Here is a 19,485-nt window from a genome sequence, read left to right as displayed (position 1 = left end):
AGGCAGCGAGAGACCGTGATGGATGGCAGTCATCGCGCAAGGCGAACGGCTGCTTTACAATGTCCAGTTCCAACATAAGCCCTCCAGCAACGCCGCGAGTGCGACGAACCTTCATGTCCAACTGGCCAATGACTAAACCCGGCGGACCGAAAGCGTTGGTGACTCTGTCACATAACAGGCATGGAAAGTGACAGGTGCGATCGAAAATCGAATGATCCGCCCCACGAAGCATCGCGGCAGGGACAAGGACCATCGACAGCGCCTTTCAGACCCCGCTCAAAACCGACGTTGCGGGCGCCGGGTCCAGCCCCTTGGCGTCTCATTGAAAATAAAACCGGCACGCGGTCGAGTATGCTGCGCGCCAGAGACAGGCGGGCGCGACTTTCTTCGAACAGGGCACCAGCCCGCACCGAACCTGCGATGCGCACGTTGCTTCGGCAGAGCCGCAAACCGTCTGCCCTTGTGCAGTTTCAGGCCGGGCGGTCCGCGCCAACCCTTGGACCCGGATGCCAGCATCCCCGCCCGAGCCGACGACAAAACCACGAGGACAGGCAGCACCGGGTCGGTGCCCTTGGCATCGCACAGAAGACCCCGGGTATAGTGCCTCGGCATTGCGGGCAGGAGCGCAGAGGCGAGAAAGACCACGGCTGCGATCGACGCGCGCTGCAACGGTAGGGCAGCCTCGGCGCGTCGGGCTGCGGCGCAGGCGGGCGTCTTTGGTGCGCTCTGAGCATCTTCAGCTTGCCGCTTGCCTGGCATGATCAAGGCGCCGGGATGCCCCTGGGCCTTGAACCGGAACTCGGTCGGGCAAGGTAGCCCTTCGAAACCCTCGCCAGGGCGGCAGGCGCCTCCAGGAAAATGCAGCCACGTTCCTGCGTGATCCAGCCTTTCACGGCGAAGTCCCGCAACCCGCGCGAAACGACCTCCCGCGCTGTCAGCAACTCGGCGGCAATATCGCCATGGGTCGCGACGACAGCCCCTTCGCGCACATGACCCAAGAGCCAATCCGCAAGGCGCTGGTCGAAACCGAGCACATTCTTGGCCGAGACGCGCGCAAAGAACTTGGGCAGGCGATTGGCATGTTCTGCAAACAAGGCGCGCCGGAACCCGAGATGATCATCGACGAGTTGGTGGAACCGTTTCGGAGCGAGTTCGATCCAGAAACAGGGCGCCGTGCAGGTCGCGCGTATCGCAATCGGGCTTCCGGACAGGATGGCAGCTGTGACCGGCATGCAATCCTGTCCCTGCGTCGCCCGACATTCGGCCCAGGCAAGCCGTTGGCCCGTCTTGCGGAAATGAACGGTCAACTTGCCTTGCGTCACAAGCACGAACGCCTTGGGCTGCCCTTGCCACTGAAACGCCGTGTCGCCCTTGTCGGCGGATTTGACAACGCCCCCTGCCGCAACGAGACCGTCGACCAGCGAGATGTCTTCCAATGTCGCATCGCAGGGCTGCACGTCTTGCCCCTTCTCAAGGCGCAGGCCGGCCCCGCCGTTACTCCGCCGGGACCGCGGCATCCGCAGCGCGTCTGGCAAAGTGGCGCCGGTTGAGCAGGACCAAGAGCCCGATCATGGCGAACTGGCTGGCGATGGCCAGCGCCGTCAGGGACCAGTAGGCGCCCCCGAACTTGGCGATCAGCCCCGCCTCGACCAGCCCCTTGTTGATCCAGAAATGCAGCATCACGCTGAGGGCGACACCGGGGCAAATCAACGCGTAGGAGCCCGCCGAATAGCCATCTCCGCGCAGGTAGGCGGTGGCGTATTTCTGACGCTGCAGCACCAACAGCCCGAGCACGAGGAAAACAAGCTGGACCGCGAGGATCGCGGTTGTCAGCAAGAGCGTGTCGGCCACACCGCCCTGGCCGTCGAATGTTGTGTGCAAACCGTGCTCCTGCCGCATGGTCATGATCCCCAGCACCGTCAGGATTGGCACGACGACCATCAGCGTCGGCGCGCTTTCCCGCGCGGTGCCGTGATGCAGCATCGAGTTTAACGCGACGATCGCCGCGACCGAGGCGTAAAGCCCTGCGATGACCCCGAGCATGATCGACAGAACAAGCGAAATGCCCACGGTCAGGGGCAGCGTGCTCATCGACGCGGGTGCGGACATGCCGACAGCAATCATCGACAGGGCGAAAGCGGGCAGAAGCTGGGCGAAGGAATTGTTTGCCGTCACATCAAAGACGCCGCCATCGCTCAGAACCCGCCCGAGAAACGCCCCGATACGGCGGAACGCGACAACGGCGATGAAGGCAAAGGCAAGCATGGCCAGTGGAAAGAGATACTCCACCACGGTCCACAGTCCCGGAACAAAGACAAGGCCAAGGATGAAACCGGCATTGACCGACATAGCCAGCGCCAGCGGCATTGCCAGCAGTTGGGTTTCGCCGTTCGAGTTGACGAGCTGCGCAAAGGCGTCTGTCTTGCGGAATTCCGACAGGCGGGCGAGGTTCCATATCAGCAGTTTGATGTTGAGAAATGCAAACCCCGCGATCCCGGCCACCGCAATGACGATGGCAGCCTGCTGAGGCAGTCCGCCGGTCCCGAACGCGGCTCGGATATCTTCGAAAACCGGCACGGGTTGGCCCGGATGGGGCACCCAGAACATCAGGTACATGAAAAACGTGACAACCAGGCCTCCGGACCCCAGCGATGCCAGGAAATAGAGGGGCGACCAAGCGTCAGCGGGTCTGTGGCGGGATGTGTTCATGGCGCTTCTCCACAAATGATGGAGAAGCAGTGCCATACCATCTCCCATAACGACGGTGACATCGTCACCCACCTTGGCAGATCCGGTACTTTCTCGTCATGGGTCGCCACCAGGGGCGTCATCGCGGCCAAGTTCGGTACCTTGCAGACGCGTCGGCGACCCCACCCCCGGCTTACCTGCTCCGGGAGTGACCTGTCAGGTCATGAGCGCTTGTCGACGGATGGCATCCGCCGTGAAAGGCAAACGTCGCATCCGAAGGCCCGTAGCGCCGAAGAGTGCGGTGCCGATAGCCGCCACGGTGGGGCCTGGGGACGCCTGCCCTGCCCCGACCGATGGCGCGTCCGGTCGGTCCAGGATATGCACCTGCATGTGCGGCACCTGCTCGAAGCGCATAACCTGATAACTCTCCCAGTCCCGCGAGGTAGTTCCATCGCGGTCCCAAGTGACTTCCTCGCAAAGCGCCCAGCTCGCGGCTTGCAGGAAACCGTCCTAGAGTTGTGCGTCCAGACCGGCACGGTCCTGGACTCGTCCCGTATCGGCGACCACCACCGGGTTGATCAATTCGACGGCCGCATCATCCGTGACCCTGAGATCCACGGCCACCACGAGCCGGTTCATTTCGTTCTTGTATTGGGCATGGGCGATCCCGCGGCTCAGGCTCGCCGCCAAGGGCAGTGCCCCGAGGCAGTCCTCGAGATGGCCGAGCACGGCAATCGCCCGCGGGTCCAGCAGTTGAGAAAACCGGTACTCCAGAGAATCCCACGACTGCGCATGAGCGAGCTCTTCCATGAAGCTCTCCAGCACAGAATTGTTGCGCGCCCCTCCGAGGCAGCGCAGGGCCGAGGTCCGGTGCAGCATGTCATCGACCAGGTTCTTGACGAACCGCTTTTCGGGAAACGCGTAGATCGGGTCGAGAGAGCGGTGCATTCCCCCATGCCGGTTGAGGTCCGGCTGCGCGGGCAAGGGCCCGATGGGATCCGCCTGCAGATGATTGGCCGGACCCGCCCTGCACGGCCCCGGTCACGGGCGCCGCGATGCGTTCCGCTGATGGCTTCGGCGGAATAGGCGGAAATGCCCCCCTCCGCATCCGGCGTTGCGCGCAACTCCGCGGCCGGTGCGGTGCCATATGGTTCCCAGGCGCGCTCCTCTTCCCGGGTCCACTTGAGTAGGACCGGCGAGCCCGGCATGGACATGGCGACCAGTGTCGCCTCGAAAGCCGCGTCATCGGCGCCATTGTGCCCGTAACAGCCCGCGCCCGGCGTGTGGATCAACACGACCTGTTCCAAAGGCAGATCGAGACTGTCTGCGATACTTTCGCGCAAGGCATAAATCGCTTGGCTGTGGGTTTGGACAGCCAAAATGCCAGCTGCATCGATCGCCATCGCGGCGGAGGGCGCAAGTAAGCCGTGCATCCTGTAGGGGCGCTCTTAACATGCCTCGACCGCAGGATTGGTAGGGGATCCGGGATCGCCGTCTCGAGCGGCGTGCTGTCGATCACCGTGAACCGCTTTGCGTTGGACTGGGTCAGTCTTTCGAACACGTCAGCTTCATCCAGCCCCATGTCCTGCGACCATGTGAAGGCCGAGGCGAATTTCGACGCATGGTCGACCACTTGCCACCCATCCGACCGGACCAGTGCCGGAACTCTGCCATCCCGTATCAATCGCAGCCCATACGTCTCCAGGCGATGTGCCACCAACGCGAGAGCGCGATGCGCACCCCGTCGAACGTGTCATGCCAGTTGGGATCCTTCAGCTCGGCGTCGTCGGTGATGATCGCCTTTTTTTCGATGATAATGTACGCCTCGGACACGGCAAAGAGGCCCACCAGCGCCGGGACGAGCGGCACACCGTCGTAAAGTGTCAGAAACCCGAAGATGCCGCGGGCGTGGCGTAGACCACATCCGTCCCGATCGCACCGATCATCAAGCCGAAGAAACAAGCGACCAGGCCCTTGAGCATGCCCTGGGCTGCAATCGACGCGATCAGTAAAACCCCGAACAGCATCACTACTATCATCTCGACCGAATGCACGTAGGACCCGGTACGGGCCAGCAGCGGCATGGCCGGGAGCGCGTTAATGGTGGTCAGCAGCCCGCCAAGGGCCGAGGCGACGAAGCTGATTGCCAGCGCCTGCTGCCTTTTGCCTTGCTTGGCCATGGGATAGCCATCCTGGGGTGTTGCCGCGGCCCCCGCCGTGCCGGGAATGTTGAAGAGAATGGCCCGGATGCCCGCCCCCATCCGGGCCGCGCAATAGAGCGTGACCAGGAAGACAAGCCCCATCTGGGGGTCCATGGGCAGGGCCGGCTCGAACCATCCGCGGGGAAACCGGGTGTCTAAGGCGAAGGTTCACACCACCCACCCGATCAGCGAGATTAGCGCGGCCAATCCCGTGATCAGGGCGGGGTCCTGGAACCTTGACAGGATCGCCATGCTGCTGAGCAGGAACAGAAACGTTGTAAGCGTGAACCCCAGCTGTCCGATCAGCACGCAAACAGGCTGGCCCAAGTGGAAAATGCGAAGCCCAGCAATCCGAATGCTACGGTCTTGAGAAGGTGCTGAAAGGTCATCAGCGTCGCGTGGGGCGCCACAAGGGTGAGCCGATCGAGTTTGAGGCTGCGCAGATAAGCGCCGACACATGGGCCGGTGCCGCCGAAAAACATCGTCAGGAAACTTGATAAGCCCCCAGCGATCGCGGTCGACCTCCGCATGAAGGCCGGTGGCGTGACTGTGATCGACTAAAGTATAAAGGAGCCTAGGGCGATCTGCAGAATCGCAGGGTCCAATTGCACCAAGAACACGCTGCCAAGCGCGATCCCGATGACCGCGCCTGCCAGAAACATCGGGGCGATCTCGCGGCGCAGGTGCCGCCACATGATCGCCGCCCGTCCCGCATTGGCCCCAGTTGCACGAGCCCGTGCACCGGGAGGATCGCCGCCGCAGGCAACAGTGTCGCCAGGACCGCAAGCATCACCGCCTTGCCACCAATGCCGAAGGCTGCCGTCATGGAGAACGTGAAGAAGCTCAGCGCGGTGAGGGTCGATGCGATCGGCCACCCCAGACCCGCATGGAGGAACTCCGCCATTGTCAGGTCTCCAGCACGGAGGGGTGGAACAGGTCTTCCGGCTGCACCGCGCGCGCGGCCAGATGCTGCTCCACAGAGTAGCGGCAAACGGCGGCCAGTTCCTCGCGATTGGCGCGGTAGCCGTAGCTCCAGTAATCGGGGCCCAGCGCCGAAATCGTCCGCTCCATCGTGGCCCCGAGCCAAGGCAGCGACAGACGGTTGGCATTGCCCAACCACACGGACCGCAAACGCTGCAGGGCCATGTCCCTGGCCTCGACGAACCCGTCATAGAGCGCGCGCGGCAACCACGGATGCGCATCGACGAGGGACTTGCGCACGCCAATCAGATGCATGATCGGGAAAAACCCGGTCTTCGCGTGATAGGCGCGCTCCGCGGCTTCGAAATCCGGGAACAGCCGGACAAAACGGGCATCGCCGGCCAGAAAGGCATTGGGTGGCTTCGGGGCGAGCAGCCCGTCGATTTCACCGGCAAGCAGCAGGTCTTGCAGGGTCTCGCCCTCCGAGATGGGCTCCACGCGCATCCCCTCCGGCAGCTCAAGTTCAAGGCGCTCGCGCCGGACGCCCGCGTCCAGCGCGCCGGTACGCCAATGCACCTGCCGGGCAGCGACCCCGTACTCATCGGCCAGGATGCCGCGCATCCAGAGCGCGGCGGTCATCTGGTATTCGGGCACGCCGATCCTGCGTTCGGCGAAATCCGCCGGAGTTTCGATGCCGGAGCCAGCCCTGGCAAAAAAGCCTGCATGCCGGAATGCGCGGCTGACGAAGGCCGGGATCGCAACATACGCGCCGACCCCGCGCGACACCTGCAGCACGTAGCTGGAGATTGACATCTCGGTGATATCGTAAGGGGCATCGCCGACCGCGCGCGGAAACAGCTCGGATGTCGGCGCAACCGTTCCCCGCAGCGCGACACCCGGCACGCGCACCCGGCCATCATGTAACGCCATGACACGGTCATGATCCCAACTCGCCAGCGACAGGCTCAAGCCCTGCGCCGACGTGCCCGGCGCGGTCCGATCAGCCTGATCCATCACCTCGAGTCCCATGTGTCTGGCGTTACTGTCGCCATGCCGGGTCTCAGACGACCTTGACCGACATGCTGCCGAGCCCTTCGACGGAGATCTCCATCACATCGCCCCTCTCAACCGCCGCCACACCGGACGGCGTGCCCGACAGGATGACATCCCCGGGCGCCAGCTCGAAATATTCCGAAAGATAGGAAATCATCTCAGCAACCTTCCAGATCATCTGGTTCAGGTCGCCTTCCTGCCGTGTCTCCCCGTTCACGGTAAGGCGCAGAGCGCCCTCGTTCAGCGGGCCGGTCTCTTCGATCCGGTGGATCGGACCAACGGGCGCCGACCGCTCGAACGCCTTGCCGATTTCCCAGGGTCGCCCCATCTTCTTTTGCTCGCCCTGAAGATCCCGGCGCGTCATGTCCAACGACAGCGCATAGCCGTAGATATGGCTCTCGGCCTCGTCGATGGGGATGTTCGTGCCGCCGGATTTCAACATTACCGCAACTTCGGCTTCGTGATGCACATCCGAGGTGTGGGGCGGGTAGGGGAACTCACCGGAAGGGTCGAGATTGTTCGGGTTTTTCTGGAAGAAGAACGGCGGCTCGCGATCGGGATTGTGCCCCATCTCGATTGCATGGGCGGCATAGTTACGCCCGATGCAGTAGACACGCCGCACCGGAAAAAGTGCGTCCATCCCGGCGATTGGCAAGGCCACCAAGGGCGGTGTGTCGATCACGTACTCAGACATAAATTCCTCCGATGTCTTCTTCTGCTGTTCTTCCAGATCGCCCGAGGGAGCGCGGAACCAATCAAGATCAATCCTAGATTAACGCTCTTTTATGTTGAATTTTCCCTAGATCTGGAGTTCAATCATGATCAATCAAGCAAAATTGGTCAACCATTTTATGGGCGCATCGTGCTGATACGGCCGGAACAGTCTGAACGGGATAACGCGGTTAGCGTCCTTCGCGCATTCATCGAAAGCGGCGGTTACGTGCCCGGTGACCGCCTGCCGTCGGAACGTGAACTGATCGGCAGCCTCGGCATGACCCGCAACCGATTGCGCAAGGCGCTCGATGCACTGGAGCGCGACGGAGAGATCTGGCGCCACGTGGGCAAGGGCACTTTCGTATCCGCCCAGGGCAGTGCGGCCGGTGCTGGATCACTTGTCCAACTGAGCCAGCAGATTACCCCGGTGCAGCTGATGCGCGCGCGGATCGCTCTGGAACCGGCGCTTGCACGCGAAGCTGCCCTGCACGCATCGCACGAGGCTGTGGTCCGGCTTCGGCAGGCCATGCGCAGGTGTAGAAATGCCGGAACCTGGGACGCCTATGAAGCGCAGGACGACTCGTTCCACCGGTCCATCGCGGAAGCTACAGACAATGTGTTGCTGCTTTCCCTGTTTGACCAATTGAATCAGGTCCGCCGCACGGTGGCCTGGAACAACGTGGTACGCCAGACCAACCGGCCCGATGACAACCACACAAGCTTTGAAGAGCATGAGAAAATCCTCGAGGGGATCGAAGCGCGCGACCCTGTCGCCGCGCAGGCGGCCATGCATCTGCACCTCCGCTCTGTCTCGGGCCGTCTGTTCGGAGAACTCTAGCATGTGGTGGGGCGCGCGGCGGGATCCGCCCCAGAGACACCGGCCCCGTCTTCGTGACAGCCCGTTTGCGTGTTCTCAGCGCCGGAGGGCTGAACGAGGGCGTCCGGCGTTGCGTCGAGGCCTTTGCCAGCAGCACCCTGCGCGCTGACACCACAGCGCAATTGGGCTGCATTTCAGTCGGTGCCGCCGTTCCGACCGGCGCGCCCCGCTATGACCTCAGCAGCGAAAGCTCCCTGTACTGCACGCTTACCGCAGCGGAGGCGCTGATCCACAACCGCGCCTCCAGCGGCATGAAGATCGCACGCCTGATCGAGCGGCTCGGCCTTTCGGAAATAACCTCAACGAAGACCATCCGAACCCAAACCGGAGCGGAAAACATGGAGGCGCTGGCGAGGCGACGGTCTGCACGCCCCCTGGGCTTCCGACAGGTCACCGAGATCCGGTTGCATGCGCATCTGGGCATCGAGCTTGCCGGCATTCTGCCCGACGACCTCGTCCCCCGGACATGCTGTTCTGCCGGTCTCTCGAACACGGGCCACCATGACGAGCCTCACCTGGAGTGCTCGCCTATTTCGGCTCCGAGGAGGGCTGGCGAATACTCGCAGATGCGGGTCTGACCTCTGCTCATTGATCTGCTGGCAAGTCACGACCGCCCGAGCGCTCTTTGCCCGCCACAAACACGATCGGAGCGGAAACCAAACCGCGCAGCACCGTTGAACGAAGGCGGGCGAGACGCCATTCGGACCCGAACCCGAAAGGTGTAGCACCGCTTCAGGTGTCTCTGGGGACACCTTTGCGCAGCACATCCGCATAGACAGTTTCAAGATGTCGGATCATGCAACGCGCCGCGCGGTCGCCATCCCCCTCGGCGATCGCGGCCACGATATCATCGTGCTGGCGGAAGCTGACATATCCCTCTTCCGGTTTGCGGGTCTCACGCGCCTGTCCCCAGACGATGGAGCGCCGAACGGAATTCAAGGTTTCGAAGAAATACAAGAAGAGCTGGTTGCGGGCTGCGCGCGCGATGGCGTGGTGAAGATTGTTGTCCCATGCCTCGTAGGTGCGCCAATCCTCGGCCTCGCGACACCGATCCGCACACTGCTTCATGCGGTCGCAATCGGACCGCGTGGCGTGGGAGGCCGCCAGCCGGCTCAACTCCGGCTCAATCGTGAACCGCACCGTCACCACCTGCGCCGGCGTCACCAGATCCCGCAGGAACAGTACATCATCCAGGTTCAGGATGGGCCGGGGCCCGACAAAGGTCCCCCGCCCCACATGGCGCCAGATCAGGCCACTTTTTTCCATTTCGATCAGGGCGTTGCGCAGGATGTGCCGTGAAACGCCAAGGGTCTTGCACAGCTCCCGTTCCGGCGGCAACCGATCGCTCAGCTTGTAGCCCTTCTCGGCGATGAGCTGGCGGATGATGCTGACTAGTTCTTTGGCCTGCGCCATGAAACGCCACCCAATCGGCACATTGGTTGATTGCCTGGGCACCCAACTGTGTTCCTATTTGCAAGCACGAGGCTGCTCTGCGGTTTCGCTGAAAATGCACCTGGGGTGCCGAGGTCCGCAAGGGATCTGGCGCGAGTTTGGTGCAGCACGTCAAGAAACCCGTTCTTTGGGGAGGAGAATGGCATGAAACTTGCGACGCTGGCCGTGGGGGGTAACCCCATGGCGGTAGTTTTACTATCGAATGGTGCGGCGCTGAACTATGCCGCCTGCGCCTGGGATGTGCCCGGGGAGGCTGGCGATGCCCTACGCACCGGCACGTTGCAGGCGCTCATCGACGCGGGCCCGGACGCACTGGACGCCTTGCGCGAAATCGTCGAGGCCGCCGAGAACGGGGCTTGTCGCGATGCGCGGATCTCCCTCGACAATCCGTTCCTGGCGCCGCTGCACACGCCGCGCAAGAATATCTTCTGCGTGGGCCGGAACTATGCCGAACACATTGCCGAGGGCGAGCGCGCCCAGAACGCAAAGATCGGCATCACCGAGCATCCGGTCTATTTCACAAAGCCTGCCACGGCAGTCGTGGGTCATGGTGGAGATGTTCTGATTTTCCCGTCCGTGTCGGAAAAGATCGACTACGAGGTCGAACTGGCCGTGGTGATCGGAACCACTGGTCGCGATATCCCAAAGGACCGCGCCTTCGCGCACGTGTTCGGCTACACCATCCTCAACGACATTACCGCACGCGATGTTCAGCGCCGCCATGGCGGGCAGTATTTCAAGGGCAAGTCCCTGGACGGCTCCTGCCCGATCGGTCCCTGGATCGTTACGGCGGACGAAATCACGGACCCGCAGGACCTGTCGATCAGCTTGTCGGTCAATGGCGAGCTGCGCCAGAACGGCTGGACCCATGACATGATCTTCGACATTCCGACCCTGATCGCATCGCTGTCCGAGGGCCTGACCCTGGAGCCGGGGGATATCATCGCAACCGGCACACCTTCGGGCGTGGGCTACGCGATGGACCCGCCGCAATACCTCAAGCCGGGCGACACGGTTATCTGCGATATCGCAAATATCGGACAACTCAAGAACACGGTGCGCGTTGCATGACGCACTGAGCAGGCCGCTCGGTGAGTGGCCATGACGAAATCCAACCTGGAGGAGACCCCCATGATCAACAGAAGACTTTTCACCGCCGCGATGGTCGCGTCCCTGCCCCTGGCCGGCGCGCTCGGGGCGCCCGCCCTTGCCGCCGACGAACTGCGCGACATCACTTTCGTGCAGCCCAGCCCCTCGGCGATCAACTCTTTCCCGGTTTTCGTCGCCATTGGCGAAGGCTTCTTCGAGGAAGAAGGCCTGAACGTCACGGTCGAAGCGATCAACGGCTCCGGCGCCGTTCTGCAGGCCTTGTCCGCAGGCCAGGCGCATTTCGGGCGGCCCGGCCCCGGCCCCCTGATCGCGGCCCGCGCGCGCGGCGTGGACGCAGTCCATATCTATAACGTGGCCGCGCGCAGCAACTTCGGCATCGCGGTACAGGAAGGCTCCGACATCCAGGATGTGGAAGGGCTGCGTGGCAAGGTGATCGGCACCGGTACCGCCGATGGCGCCGAAGTCGGTTTTGCGCGCAACGTGATGACCGGCGCCGGCATGACGGCAGGCGAGGACTACGAGTTCCTGACAGTTGGTGATGGTGGCCCGGCAACGGCTGCCTTCCTGAATGGCGAGATCGATGCATACTCGGCCTCGACAGCGGACACGGCGATCCTGAACCAGCGCGGCATGGCCGTGCGCGACATCACGCCCGCGGAGTTCGGGCGGTTCTTCGGCAATGGCATCGCGACCATGGGCGACACCATCCGCAACGATCGCGAACTGGTCGAAGCCTGGAGCCGCGCCTTCGCCAGGGGTCATGCTTTTGCGCTGGACGATGCAAACCGCGAAGCCGTGCTTGCACATCTGGCCGCCGGCAACCCCCAGGAAGGTGAGGACAAGGAGTTCCAATCCGCCCTGTTCGACGCAGTCCGGTCCAAGACGATCCCGACGGACGATGCCGAACACCTGGGCTGGTACCCGGGTGCGGTCTGGGCCGAATGGCAGGACGCGCTGGTCGCCGGTGGAGAGCTGTCCGATCCTCTGGAGGATCTCGACGCGGCCTGGACCAATGAATTCGCTGAAATCGGCGCTGCGGCAGTCAACTGATGACGCCCGCAGTTGCTTCCGATTACTCTGGCGCGCCTCTCGGCGCGCCAGTTTATGAGCTGACGCGCGTCAGCAAGACCTATGCGCGCAACAGCGTCGTGGCGCTTGAGGATGTCGATCTGACACTGCGCAAGGGCAGCTTCACCTCCGTGATCGGGTCGAGCGGGTGCGGCAAGTCAACCCTGTTGAAAATCATGGCCGGCCTGATCCCACCCTCCAAGGGGCGTGTGATCCTGCAAGGAGAGCCGGTGCGCGGCGCGCGGCGCGACATCGGCATGATGTTTCAGCAAGCGACGCTCTTTCCGTGGAAGACCGCGGTCGAGAACATCGTGCTGCCAATCGAGATCCGGGATGGCAAGGCTGCCGCGAACAAAGCCATGGAAAAGGCCTATGAACTGCTCGAGATCGTTGGGCTCAAGGGGTTCGAAAACGTCTACCCCAACGAATTGTCCGGCGGCATGGCGCAGCGCGCCTCGATCTGCCGGATGCTGATCACGGAGCCGGCGGTCCTTCTGCTGGACGAGCCCTTCAGCGCGCTCGACGAGCTGTCCCGTGACATGATGAACATGGAATTGCAGCGGATCTGCCGAGAACAGAACGCCACCGCCTTCCTGGTGACCCACTCGATCCAGGAGGCCGTCATCCTGTCCGACGACATCGTCGTGATGAAACCCCGCCCCGGCCGGATTGCCGAGATCGTCGAGGTCGACCTGCCCCGGCCGCGCACGCTCGACATGATGACAACGCCGAAATTCGGCGCCATCGTCGACCATATACGTGGTCAATTGGACAAGGGAGAAGACATGTGACCGACATGACCAACAACTTGTCCGACAAGGACGATTTCGAAGACACGGTCTGGGAACAGGAAGTGGCCTTTATCGACAGCGTGCCGCGCTGGATCGCCATGACCTTCGTGTTCGTGGTGTTCATCGGCACCTGGCAATTGGTAACCAGCTTCGGGCTCGTCTCGCCGATCATACTGCCGACGCCGTGGGAAACGCTCAAGGACATGATCTTCGTCGGTCAAAACCTGCTTAGCGGAGGCTACATGCTGGGGGCGCTCTGGATCACCGTGAAAGAGGTGATCTATGGCTTCGCGCTTGCCATCGCGATCGGGTTTTCCCTCGGCGTACTCGTGGGCGAGACGGCGTTCGGCGAGAAGGCGGTGATGCCTTATCTCGTGGCCATCGACACCATGCCCAAGGTCGCCTTCGCACCGCTCTTCGTCGCCTGGCTCGGCTTCGGGATCGAGTCGAAGGTGGCGCTGGCGGCCTTCATCGCGACCTTCCCCATCGTCGTGGGCACCGCGGCAGGGTTGCATGCCGCCGATGAGAACGCGCGGATGCTGTTCAAGACCATGGGTGCGAGCCGGATGCAGACCCTGATCAAGATGAAGCTGCCCACGGGCCTGCCGCAGATCTTCACCGGGCTCAAGATCGGCGCGGTCGGCGTCATGGCCGGGGCGATTACCGGCGAATTCCTCGGCGGTGGCAAGGGCTTCGGCGAGTTGATCCGGGTGGCGGCGTCGCAGCTCAATACGCCCCGCGTGTTCTCGCTGATCCTCTATCTCAGCCTCGTAGGGCTGACGCTCTACCTGCTGGTGCAGTGGACCCAGCGCCGCGTCGTGTTCTGGCAGAAAGAAAGCGTGGGCTCCTACGATGCCTGACGACACGATCGGCGCCGAGGCGCTGCAGGACTTCGTGGCCCGCGCGCTCTCTGCGCGCGGGGTGCCGGCGCATGACGCCAACAAGGTGGCCGGCCTGATGGTCGAAGCTGACATCTATGGCTACGGCACCCATGGCGTCTTTCGCCTGCGCCAGTACCTCGCCCGGCTGGAGGGCGGAGGCTGTAACCCGGCCCCGAACATATCGGTCGTGCAACAGACCGTTGCCACGGCCCTGATCGACGGCGACAACGGCCTTGGGCATCTCGCCATGGCCGCCGCCCGTGATCTGGCCATGGAGAAGGCCCGCCAAGCCGGGATCGGCTGGGTCGGAGTGCGGCGTGGCAACCACGCGGGGCCCCTCGCCCTTTATGTACGCCCCCAGGCCGAGGCCGGGCTCTTGAGCATGGCCGCCGCCGTGGGCAGTGCCAACCATGTGCCACCCTATGGGGGCACGGACCTGCTGCTTGGCACCAACCCCATCGCCTTTTCCGCTCCCGTCGAAGGGCCGGACCCGTTCGTCTTCGACATGGCCACCACGGTCGCCGCGATGGGCAAGATCAAGACCCTGCTGCAACAGGGGGCCGACATGCCCGAGGGCTGGATGGTCGGACGCGACGGCAAGCCGCTGACCGATCCTGCCCGCAAGTCGGAAGGCTTCCTACTGCCCATCGGCGGGCCCAAAGGTTTCGGGCTGTCGGTGGCGATCGGCCTTATGGCCGGTGTGTTGAACGGTGCCGCCTTCGGGTCGGACGTGGTGGATTTCACCTCCGACACGACCTCGCCCACGAATACCGGCCAGTTCGTCATGGCCCTCGACCCCGCGGCGTTCGGGCTGGGCGACGGGTTTGCCGAGACGGCGCGCCGCGTCTTTGGCGAGATGCGCGCCTCGCCCCCCTTGCCCGGGCACGACCCGGTCCGGCTTCCAGGCGATGGAAAGACACAGGCCGCCGAGACACGACGCCGGCGGGGCCTCACCCTCAATCCGGCGCTTCGCGAGGATCTGGATGCGCTGGCCGAAAAATACGGCGTAGAGCCCGTCTCGTCCTGATCGAACCTATGGGCCGTCCCGGTCGGGCCGCCCCCCCCCCGCCGTAGTCGAGGCCCACCGACTATTCCGCGCGTGGACTGGCCCTGCGGCGCATCACTGCCTTTGCACCGCGATGCTTGCCTTGCTTTCATTCGACCCGCCGACGCACGCCTCGTCCATCCGCACCTTGATGGACGTGTGCAAGCCGATCATGAGCAGCACGAACCAGATCAGCGCCCAGAAACTTGGAACCGTGATCCAGAACGCCGCTGCGAAGCCGGCGGTGAGGGTCATCACCAGACCCCAGCGCGCGCCCTCCGGACGCCCGAAGATCAACCCGAGAGAGACCAGCGCTGCCCAGGTCGCCAGAACGCCGCGCAGCACGAGGACCCAGCCCTCGCCCTCCAGCGTCAATGCCCCGATCACGGCGGGCCAGTGCAGGATCGCGACGGCAAAGCTGTCGCCGAGGCTTTTCTTATCAAGATCATCTGTCATTGCGTGGGCTCCTTGGTCAGAATTGGAGTTTGTAGGTGAGGGGAAGCTCTTCGATCTGTATCTTGTTGAAGAGCACGGCCCCCCCGGACTTGAGCGCCTTGAGATCGTCGAGACTCTCGAACGGTTCGGGCGGTGACTTGGCCATGCGCGCAGTCCGAATTGCAAAGAACTTGTCCACCGTCTTGTCGCCGATCCCATACACGAGCTTGAGCTGGTTGCGGTTCGCCGTGTTCATGTTGAGCGTCGGTTTGGCAGTATCGGATTTGACGTAGTAGTCCTTGTCATCCGTCTTGATCGGATTCTGCACCCGGAAGGTTACCAACTCGGCTTTCTTCGCGCCGTCGTCGTTCAACTCGAACGCCGAGCAATCCATGGAAAAGGGAACGTCGGTCTCCGCGCGGATGATGCGCGCGATACTTTCCGTCTGCGCGATACTCAAACGGTTGGATCGCACAGCGGGTGTCGTTCTCTCCAGGAACCGATCGGCTTGATCGACCCGGTCTTCCCGTCCGTAATTCACGGTACAGACAAAGTTGACGGCCTTGGGCGCGATCGTGCCCGCATCCGGTATCACCGCATCCTTTACCTTGCTCTCGAACTTTTTCTCGTGGGACGCCTTCTCGCGATTGTTCGCATCCTGCGTGAGAATGGTGAGGTTCTCCCACTTCGCCCCAGGTCCGCCGAGTTTCTGGTTCAAAAGGTGGCCGCGGACATAATAACCATCGGGCGAGCCAGGGCTGGTGCCACGAGGGGCGAGTTCGGTCCACCGGTCTCCGCGCCCGCTCGCGGCTGTGCCCCCTTTCGGCACCTGGTTTGTCAGTCGCTGGACCGTGACCGATGTGCCGTACTTGTTTTTGTAGAGGCCCCCGTAGATCGGCGGACTGCTTTCCTCATCCTTCGTTGCCGAGTTGGGCATGAACACGGATGTCAGGTCTCCGAGTTCGTTGACAAGAGCCTGTATCTTGGGACCGTGATCCCCCTGGGTGGCATCCGTAGCCTCGGGAGTTGCCGATGACGGGTTGGAGGCCGCAGCCGAGATCGCCGCATCAAGCTCGCCGGACTTCACCACGGCATCCTGATAGGCCTTCTGCTTCTTGGGCGTGTCCAGGGTGAAGTTGCTCGTGTCGGCAATCCAATCCGCATAGGTCACCGGCGTGGAGCGGAGTATGACCTTGGCATTGCGACCCTGGCCCTCGATCGAAATGCTGTGCGGCTCGCCGCCCGTCGTCTTGAAATCCGTCCGCGCGGTCCACCAATCTTTCAGTTTGCGTACCCCGGCCTTGGCAAGATCCACGCCGCTCTCGACCAGTTTCAAGAACCCCTGCCCGAACTTCAGCGCCTTGTCGATGAGCCAGTCGATGGCGCTATTGACCAAATCTCGCAGCCCCTCGACGAACTCCTTGATCCGGTCGGACAAATCGCCCAACCCCACCTGATCGGCGAGGAATGCGATGGCGACGGGCAGGCTGTCGGCCATGGCTTTCTCGAGGAACCCGGCCGCCACGTCTATGGCGCCCTTGGCAATGCCGACGATGCCGTTCAGCACCTTAGAGACGATCTGCAACATCGCCTTGAGCTGCTGTACGAAGGTCTCGATCGCCCGATAGATCGCGATGCAACTGTTGATCACCGCCATGATACCCGAAGGGTCGAGGAAGGACAGGATCTTCACCGTGGCCTCGGTGATGATCTTCTCGACCACCCAGCCGATAGTGCTCTGCAACACCATGGACCACAGGTTCGACAGCTTCTCCTGGATGAACCGCCAAAGCCCGCCAACGCCTTCGGTCACGATCACCCGGATGAACTCCCAGACCCCGTCGGCGTAATCGAGCGCCTTGCGGATCTTGGCGACCTTCTCCTTTCCGATTTTCTTTTCGAGCCGCTCCAGAACCCGCTCCACAGTGATGTCGAGCAGTTGCAGCACGAAATCGAGCACCGCCTGGAAAGTGAGCTCGGTCGGAAAGCTCAGACCAGCCGCGCTCACCGCCCCGGTCAGCCACCCCACCACCCCGTTCATCAGGTGAGTCAGGATGTTGTCGAAAAAGAGGGTGAAGCCCTCCTTCATCGCCTTCAGCAGGTTGATCAGAAAACCGATGGGGTTCCGCAGGATCATCCCGTAGGCCCGCGCGGCCTTTGCGAGGATCTGCACCACGAGTTTCGCTGGCAAGCCGATCAGCGCCAGCATCTCCTTGAAGAAGGTCCAGGCGGCCTTGAGGATATCGCCCTTGGCAAAGATCGAGGCGAGGATCTCGAACGCGACCTCCTGCACCTTCTTCCACAGGCCACCGATCTTGAGCAACTGGTTGAATATCGGCACTTGCGCCAGCACCGTGTCCAACACGAAACTCTTGATCGGCTCCCGGATACACTCGGGGATCAGGTCCCATGCCTTGGTCAGAAGAAGTTTGGGCAACAGAAGGATATCGACCGCGATCTCGACCACCTTGCCGGCGATCTCGATCAACTGCTTCACGAAGGGCGACAGGAAATCGAAGGCCTTCAGGTACCACTCGAAGAGCGTGCCAACCTTGTCCGCCGCCCAGCCTGAGACATCCTCGATCGCGGTCTCAAGCCAGCCCAGTGCGCTCGCAAGACCGGAGACCAGATCGCTGCTGCGCAGCTTCGTCATGAAGCTTGTGACCTTGCCCGCGACCTTGCCGATGGTGGTGGTCAGGAAGCTGCCCGCACCTTCGATCACGCCCCGCACAGTCGTGATGATCCTGTCCAGGGACGGCAACACCCCTGACAGCGCCTCGCGGTTCTCGGCCAGCGAATTGCCTTGGTCCAGTTCGTCCGCGGTGCTTTCGACGTCATCGGCGAAGCTGGTCATCTTCTCGCCGAGATCGGCAACGAACTCCGGCGGGATCAACTCGTTGACTGTCTCAATGGCCTCATTGACCGGCTCCCACACGGGTCGCGTGCGGGCCTTGACCCAGTCCCAGGCCTCCATGGCCTTGTCGGTGATCAGCCCAAGGACCCCATTTCCATCCGTGGCCTTCCCGGCATCGCTTGCCCCGAAAAGCTTCTCGGACAGCCAATCCCACGCGCCCATGCCGTAGTCGCGGATCGTCTTGGTCTTGTCCCAGATATAGGCACCTATTTCCTCGATGCCGGTCCAGATCTCGCCAGCGAATTCCTTGATCCAGGTGATCGCGGCACTGCCCGCCGCCGAGACCGAAGACCACAGGTCGGAGAAAAACGCACCGACCGGGGCAAAGAACGCCTTTGTCTTGTCCCAGGCCTTGCCCGCGACCTCGAGCACCAGGACCTTCATCCGGCCCAGCGCCGCCATCATCGGCCCGCAATCGCCCGTCACGAGCGCGCCGATGATCTCGGCGGCGCTCTCCACCATCCTGCCGAATGTCTCGACCAGGGCGGTGACATGCTGGCCCGGATCGAGCGCCGTGACCTTGTCGATCACGCCAGAGAACACGCCTGCGAGTTGATCCGTCAGCCAGTTGAACGGCCCCTTGTCAAGGATCGGGGCAAGCCGCGGGGCATAGTCGCGCACCAGCCCCATGACAATGCTGCCGACATCCGGCAGGTCGGGGATATAGTCCGAAACATCCCGTTGCAGTCCGCCCGGTGCGGCCTGCGCCACGGCACTGTCAGCGCGCGGGCCCCGCTGCTGCACCACATGGGTCAACTCATGGGCGATTAGATGGCGACCCGACAAAGTGGCCGGTGCGAAACTGTCGCCCGCGAAAACCACATCGCGCCCCACGGTAAAGGCGCGGGCGTGGATCTCCGCGGCGAGGTCCGATGCCTCCCGCCCGGTATGGATGCGCACGTCGGAGAAGTCCTCGCCGATCCGGGCCTCCATCTCGCTGCGCACCGTGTCAGGCAGAGGCCGCCCGCCGCGCCGCAATTCCAAAAGCCGTTGAAGGAAGCCCTTGCGCAGCGGCGGCTCGCCCCCTTGCGCGCCCTCGCGGCTGGGCTGGATGAGATATTCCCCAGGTCGCTCGGCCTCGGCATCCGTTTCGGTCAGCCGCTGCGGGACACCGCTTGGGGCCGCCATGCTGACCGGTTCCGGCCGATCCCCACTGGATACGGCCTTCGCCACCCGCTCCGCTTCCCGCTCATAGACATCGTCGCGCTTGCCAAGCGTGGCCGCGCGCTGAATGAGCCCCGGCTCCAGACATGGGCGAACAGGTGCGGCGCGACCCCTCGCCGTCACAGGGGCACCGGTGGTTTTCGGCTCCCGTGTCTTGGCGTGGGTCAGCAT

19 protein-coding genes and 1 pseudogene are annotated in these 19,485 nt (G+C 63.0%); 7 read left to right on the top strand and 13 right to left on the bottom strand.

Annotated features, from left to right (window positions below):
- Nucleotides 1–761: 761 nt before the first annotated feature.
- From PVW48_RS13520 to PVW48_RS13480, 10 genes and pseudogenes are all read right to left on the bottom strand, one after another.
- Complete coding sequence (locus PVW48_RS13520) at nt 762–1,457, bottom strand: Crp/Fnr family transcriptional regulator (protein WP_274581726.1); 696 nt, start codon at nt 1,455–1,457, stop codon at nt 762–764.
- A gap of 37 nt (nt 1,458–1,494) precedes the next feature.
- Nucleotides 1,495–2,709, bottom strand: coding sequence for a TsoY family (seleno)protein (locus PVW48_RS13515; RefSeq protein WP_274581725.1), 1,215 nt, complete (start codon nt 2,707–2,709; stop codon nt 1,495–1,497).
- Between the two features lie 489 nt (nt 2,710–3,198).
- Entirely contained in the window at nt 3,199–3,636 is a 438-nt protein-coding gene (locus tag PVW48_RS13510) for a molybdopterin-dependent oxidoreductase (RefSeq protein WP_274581724.1), read from the bottom strand.
- A gap of 128 nt (nt 3,637–3,764) precedes the next feature.
- Nucleotides 3,765–4,121, bottom strand: a pseudogene (locus PVW48_RS20135) (molybdopterin cofactor-binding domain-containing protein); the annotation flags it as partial.
- 247 nt (nt 4,122–4,368) lie between these two features.
- A complete protein-coding gene (locus PVW48_RS13505; protein WP_012179194.1) occupies nt 4,369–4,557 on the bottom strand; it encodes a hypothetical protein in 189 nt (62 codons plus the stop codon).
- A gap of 14 nt (nt 4,558–4,571) precedes the next feature.
- Nucleotides 4,572–5,003 (bottom strand): tripartite tricarboxylate transporter permease, encoded by a 432-nt coding sequence (locus PVW48_RS13500; RefSeq protein ID WP_274581723.1) that lies wholly within the window; start codon nt 5,001–5,003, stop codon nt 4,572–4,574.
- A 54-nt stretch (nt 5,004–5,057) separates the two neighbouring features.
- Complete coding sequence (locus tag PVW48_RS13495; RefSeq protein ID WP_274581722.1) at nt 5,058–5,216, bottom strand: hypothetical protein; 159 nt, start codon at nt 5,214–5,216, stop codon at nt 5,058–5,060.
- A 230-nt stretch (nt 5,217–5,446) separates the two neighbouring features.
- Nucleotides 5,447–5,584, bottom strand: coding sequence for a hypothetical protein (locus PVW48_RS13490; RefSeq protein ID WP_274581721.1), 138 nt, complete (start codon nt 5,582–5,584; stop codon nt 5,447–5,449).
- A 211-nt stretch (nt 5,585–5,795) separates the two neighbouring features.
- Complete coding sequence (locus PVW48_RS13485) at nt 5,796–6,839, bottom strand: 4,5-dihydroxyphthalate decarboxylase (protein ID WP_274581720.1); 1,044 nt, start codon at nt 6,837–6,839, stop codon at nt 5,796–5,798.
- Between the two features lie 31 nt (nt 6,840–6,870).
- Nucleotides 6,871–7,557, bottom strand: coding sequence for a fumarylacetoacetate hydrolase family protein (locus PVW48_RS13480; protein ID WP_274581719.1), 687 nt, complete (start codon nt 7,555–7,557; stop codon nt 6,871–6,873).
- A 168-nt stretch (nt 7,558–7,725) separates the two neighbouring features.
- Between PVW48_RS13480 and PVW48_RS13475 the strand changes: the two genes are divergently transcribed.
- Entirely contained in the window at nt 7,726–8,415 is a 690-nt protein-coding gene (locus PVW48_RS13475) for a FadR/GntR family transcriptional regulator (protein WP_012179200.1), read from the top strand.
- A 53-nt stretch (nt 8,416–8,468) separates the two neighbouring features.
- Complete coding sequence (locus tag PVW48_RS13470) at nt 8,469–9,032, top strand: hypothetical protein (protein ID WP_274581718.1); 564 nt, start codon at nt 8,469–8,471, stop codon at nt 9,030–9,032.
- A 154-nt stretch (nt 9,033–9,186) separates the two neighbouring features.
- Here the strand turns inward: PVW48_RS13470 and PVW48_RS13465 are convergent, their stop codons facing one another.
- Entirely contained in the window at nt 9,187–9,867 is a 681-nt protein-coding gene (locus PVW48_RS13465) for a FadR/GntR family transcriptional regulator (protein WP_274581717.1), read from the bottom strand.
- 183 nt (nt 9,868–10,050) lie between these two features.
- Here PVW48_RS13465 and PVW48_RS13460 point away from each other — a divergent pair, with 183 nt between their 5' ends.
- From PVW48_RS13460 to PVW48_RS13440, 5 genes are read left to right on the top strand one after another with little or no spacing between them, the layout of a single operon-like run.
- A complete protein-coding gene (locus PVW48_RS13460) occupies nt 10,051–10,977 on the top strand; it encodes a fumarylacetoacetate hydrolase family protein (RefSeq protein WP_274581716.1) in 927 nt (308 codons plus the stop codon).
- Nucleotides 10,978–11,037: 60 nt separating this feature from the next.
- Nucleotides 11,038–12,066: an ABC transporter substrate-binding protein gene (locus tag PVW48_RS13455; protein ID WP_274581715.1), complete on the top strand. Its 1,029-nt coding sequence runs from the start codon at nt 11,038–11,040 to the stop codon at nt 12,064–12,066.
- Nucleotides 12,066–12,875 (top strand): ABC transporter ATP-binding protein, encoded by an 810-nt coding sequence (locus PVW48_RS13450; protein ID WP_274581714.1) that lies wholly within the window; start codon nt 12,066–12,068, stop codon nt 12,873–12,875. Before PVW48_RS13455 ends, PVW48_RS13450 begins: the two co-directional genes overlap by 1 nt.
- 5 nt (nt 12,876–12,880) lie before the next feature.
- Nucleotides 12,881–13,735: an ABC transporter permease gene (locus PVW48_RS13445; RefSeq protein ID WP_050757898.1), complete on the top strand. Its 855-nt coding sequence runs from the start codon at nt 12,881–12,883 to the stop codon at nt 13,733–13,735.
- Entirely contained in the window at nt 13,728–14,783 is a 1,056-nt protein-coding gene (locus PVW48_RS13440; protein WP_274581713.1) for an Ldh family oxidoreductase, read from the top strand. The genes PVW48_RS13445 and PVW48_RS13440 overlap by 8 nt, the downstream gene beginning before the upstream one ends.
- Before the next feature lie 93 nt (nt 14,784–14,876).
- On the opposite strand, the gene PVW48_RS13435 is transcribed toward PVW48_RS13440, so the two are convergent.
- The gene (locus PVW48_RS13435; RefSeq protein WP_274581712.1) at nt 14,877–15,257 is read right to left on the bottom strand and encodes a hypothetical protein; all 381 of its coding nucleotides are present in this window, start codon (nt 15,255–15,257) and stop codon (nt 14,877–14,879) included.
- A gap of 16 nt (nt 15,258–15,273) precedes the next feature.
- Nucleotides 15,274–19,485 (bottom strand): eCIS core domain-containing protein, encoded by a 4,212-nt coding sequence (locus tag PVW48_RS13430; protein WP_274581711.1) that lies wholly within the window; start codon nt 19,483–19,485, stop codon nt 15,274–15,276.

The organism is Dinoroseobacter sp. PD6 (assembly GCF_028807315.1).
Lineage (GTDB): Bacteria > Pseudomonadota > Alphaproteobacteria > Rhodobacterales > Rhodobacteraceae > Dinoroseobacter > Dinoroseobacter shibae.
This window is presented reverse-complemented; position numbering and strand designations above follow the sequence as displayed.

What these genes read in the sequence shown, in the direction of transcription:
- PVW48_RS13460 (WP_274581716.1), top strand. Translation starts at nt 10,051, where the DNA reads ATGAAACTTGCGACGCTGGCCGTGGGGGGTAACCCCATGGCGGTAGTT.
- PVW48_RS13455 (WP_274581715.1), top strand. Translation starts at nt 11,038, where the DNA reads ATGATCAACAGAAGACTTTTCACCGCCGCGATGGTCGCGTCCCTGCCC.
- PVW48_RS13445 (WP_050757898.1), top strand. Translation starts at nt 12,881, where the DNA reads ATGACCAACAACTTGTCCGACAAGGACGATTTCGAAGACACGGTCTGG.
- PVW48_RS13465 (WP_274581717.1), bottom strand. Translation starts at nt 9,867, where the DNA reads ATGGCGCAGGCCAAAGAACTAGTCAGCATCATCCGCCAGCTCATCGCC.
- PVW48_RS13515 (WP_274581725.1), bottom strand. Translation starts at nt 2,709, where the DNA reads ATGAACACATCCCGCCACAGACCCGCTGACGCTTGGTCGCCCCTCTAT.
- PVW48_RS13500 (WP_274581723.1), bottom strand. Translation starts at nt 5,003, where the DNA reads ATGGACCCCCAGATGGGGCTTGTCTTCCTGGTCACGCTCTATTGCGCG.
- PVW48_RS13490 (WP_274581721.1), bottom strand. Translation starts at nt 5,584, where the DNA reads ATGTGGCGGCACCTGCGCCGCGAGATCGCCCCGATGTTTCTGGCAGGC.
- PVW48_RS13435 (WP_274581712.1), bottom strand. Translation starts at nt 15,257, where the DNA reads ATGACAGATGATCTTGATAAGAAAAGCCTCGGCGACAGCTTTGCCGTC.
- PVW48_RS13485 (WP_274581720.1), bottom strand. Translation starts at nt 6,839, where the DNA reads ATGGGACTCGAGGTGATGGATCAGGCTGATCGGACCGCGCCGGGCACG.
- PVW48_RS13450 (WP_274581714.1), top strand. Translation starts at nt 12,066, where the DNA reads ATGACGCCCGCAGTTGCTTCCGATTACTCTGGCGCGCCTCTCGGCGCG.
- PVW48_RS13480 (WP_274581719.1), bottom strand. Translation starts at nt 7,557, where the DNA reads ATGTCTGAGTACGTGATCGACACACCGCCCTTGGTGGCCTTGCCAATC.
- PVW48_RS13510 (WP_274581724.1), bottom strand. Translation starts at nt 3,636, where the DNA reads ATGCACCGCTCTCTCGACCCGATCTACGCGTTTCCCGAAAAGCGGTTC.
- PVW48_RS13440 (WP_274581713.1), top strand. Translation starts at nt 13,728, where the DNA reads ATGCCTGACGACACGATCGGCGCCGAGGCGCTGCAGGACTTCGTGGCC.
- PVW48_RS13430 (WP_274581711.1), bottom strand. Translation starts at nt 19,485, where the DNA reads ATGCTGACCCACGCCAAGACACGGGAGCCGAAAACCACCGGTGCCCCT.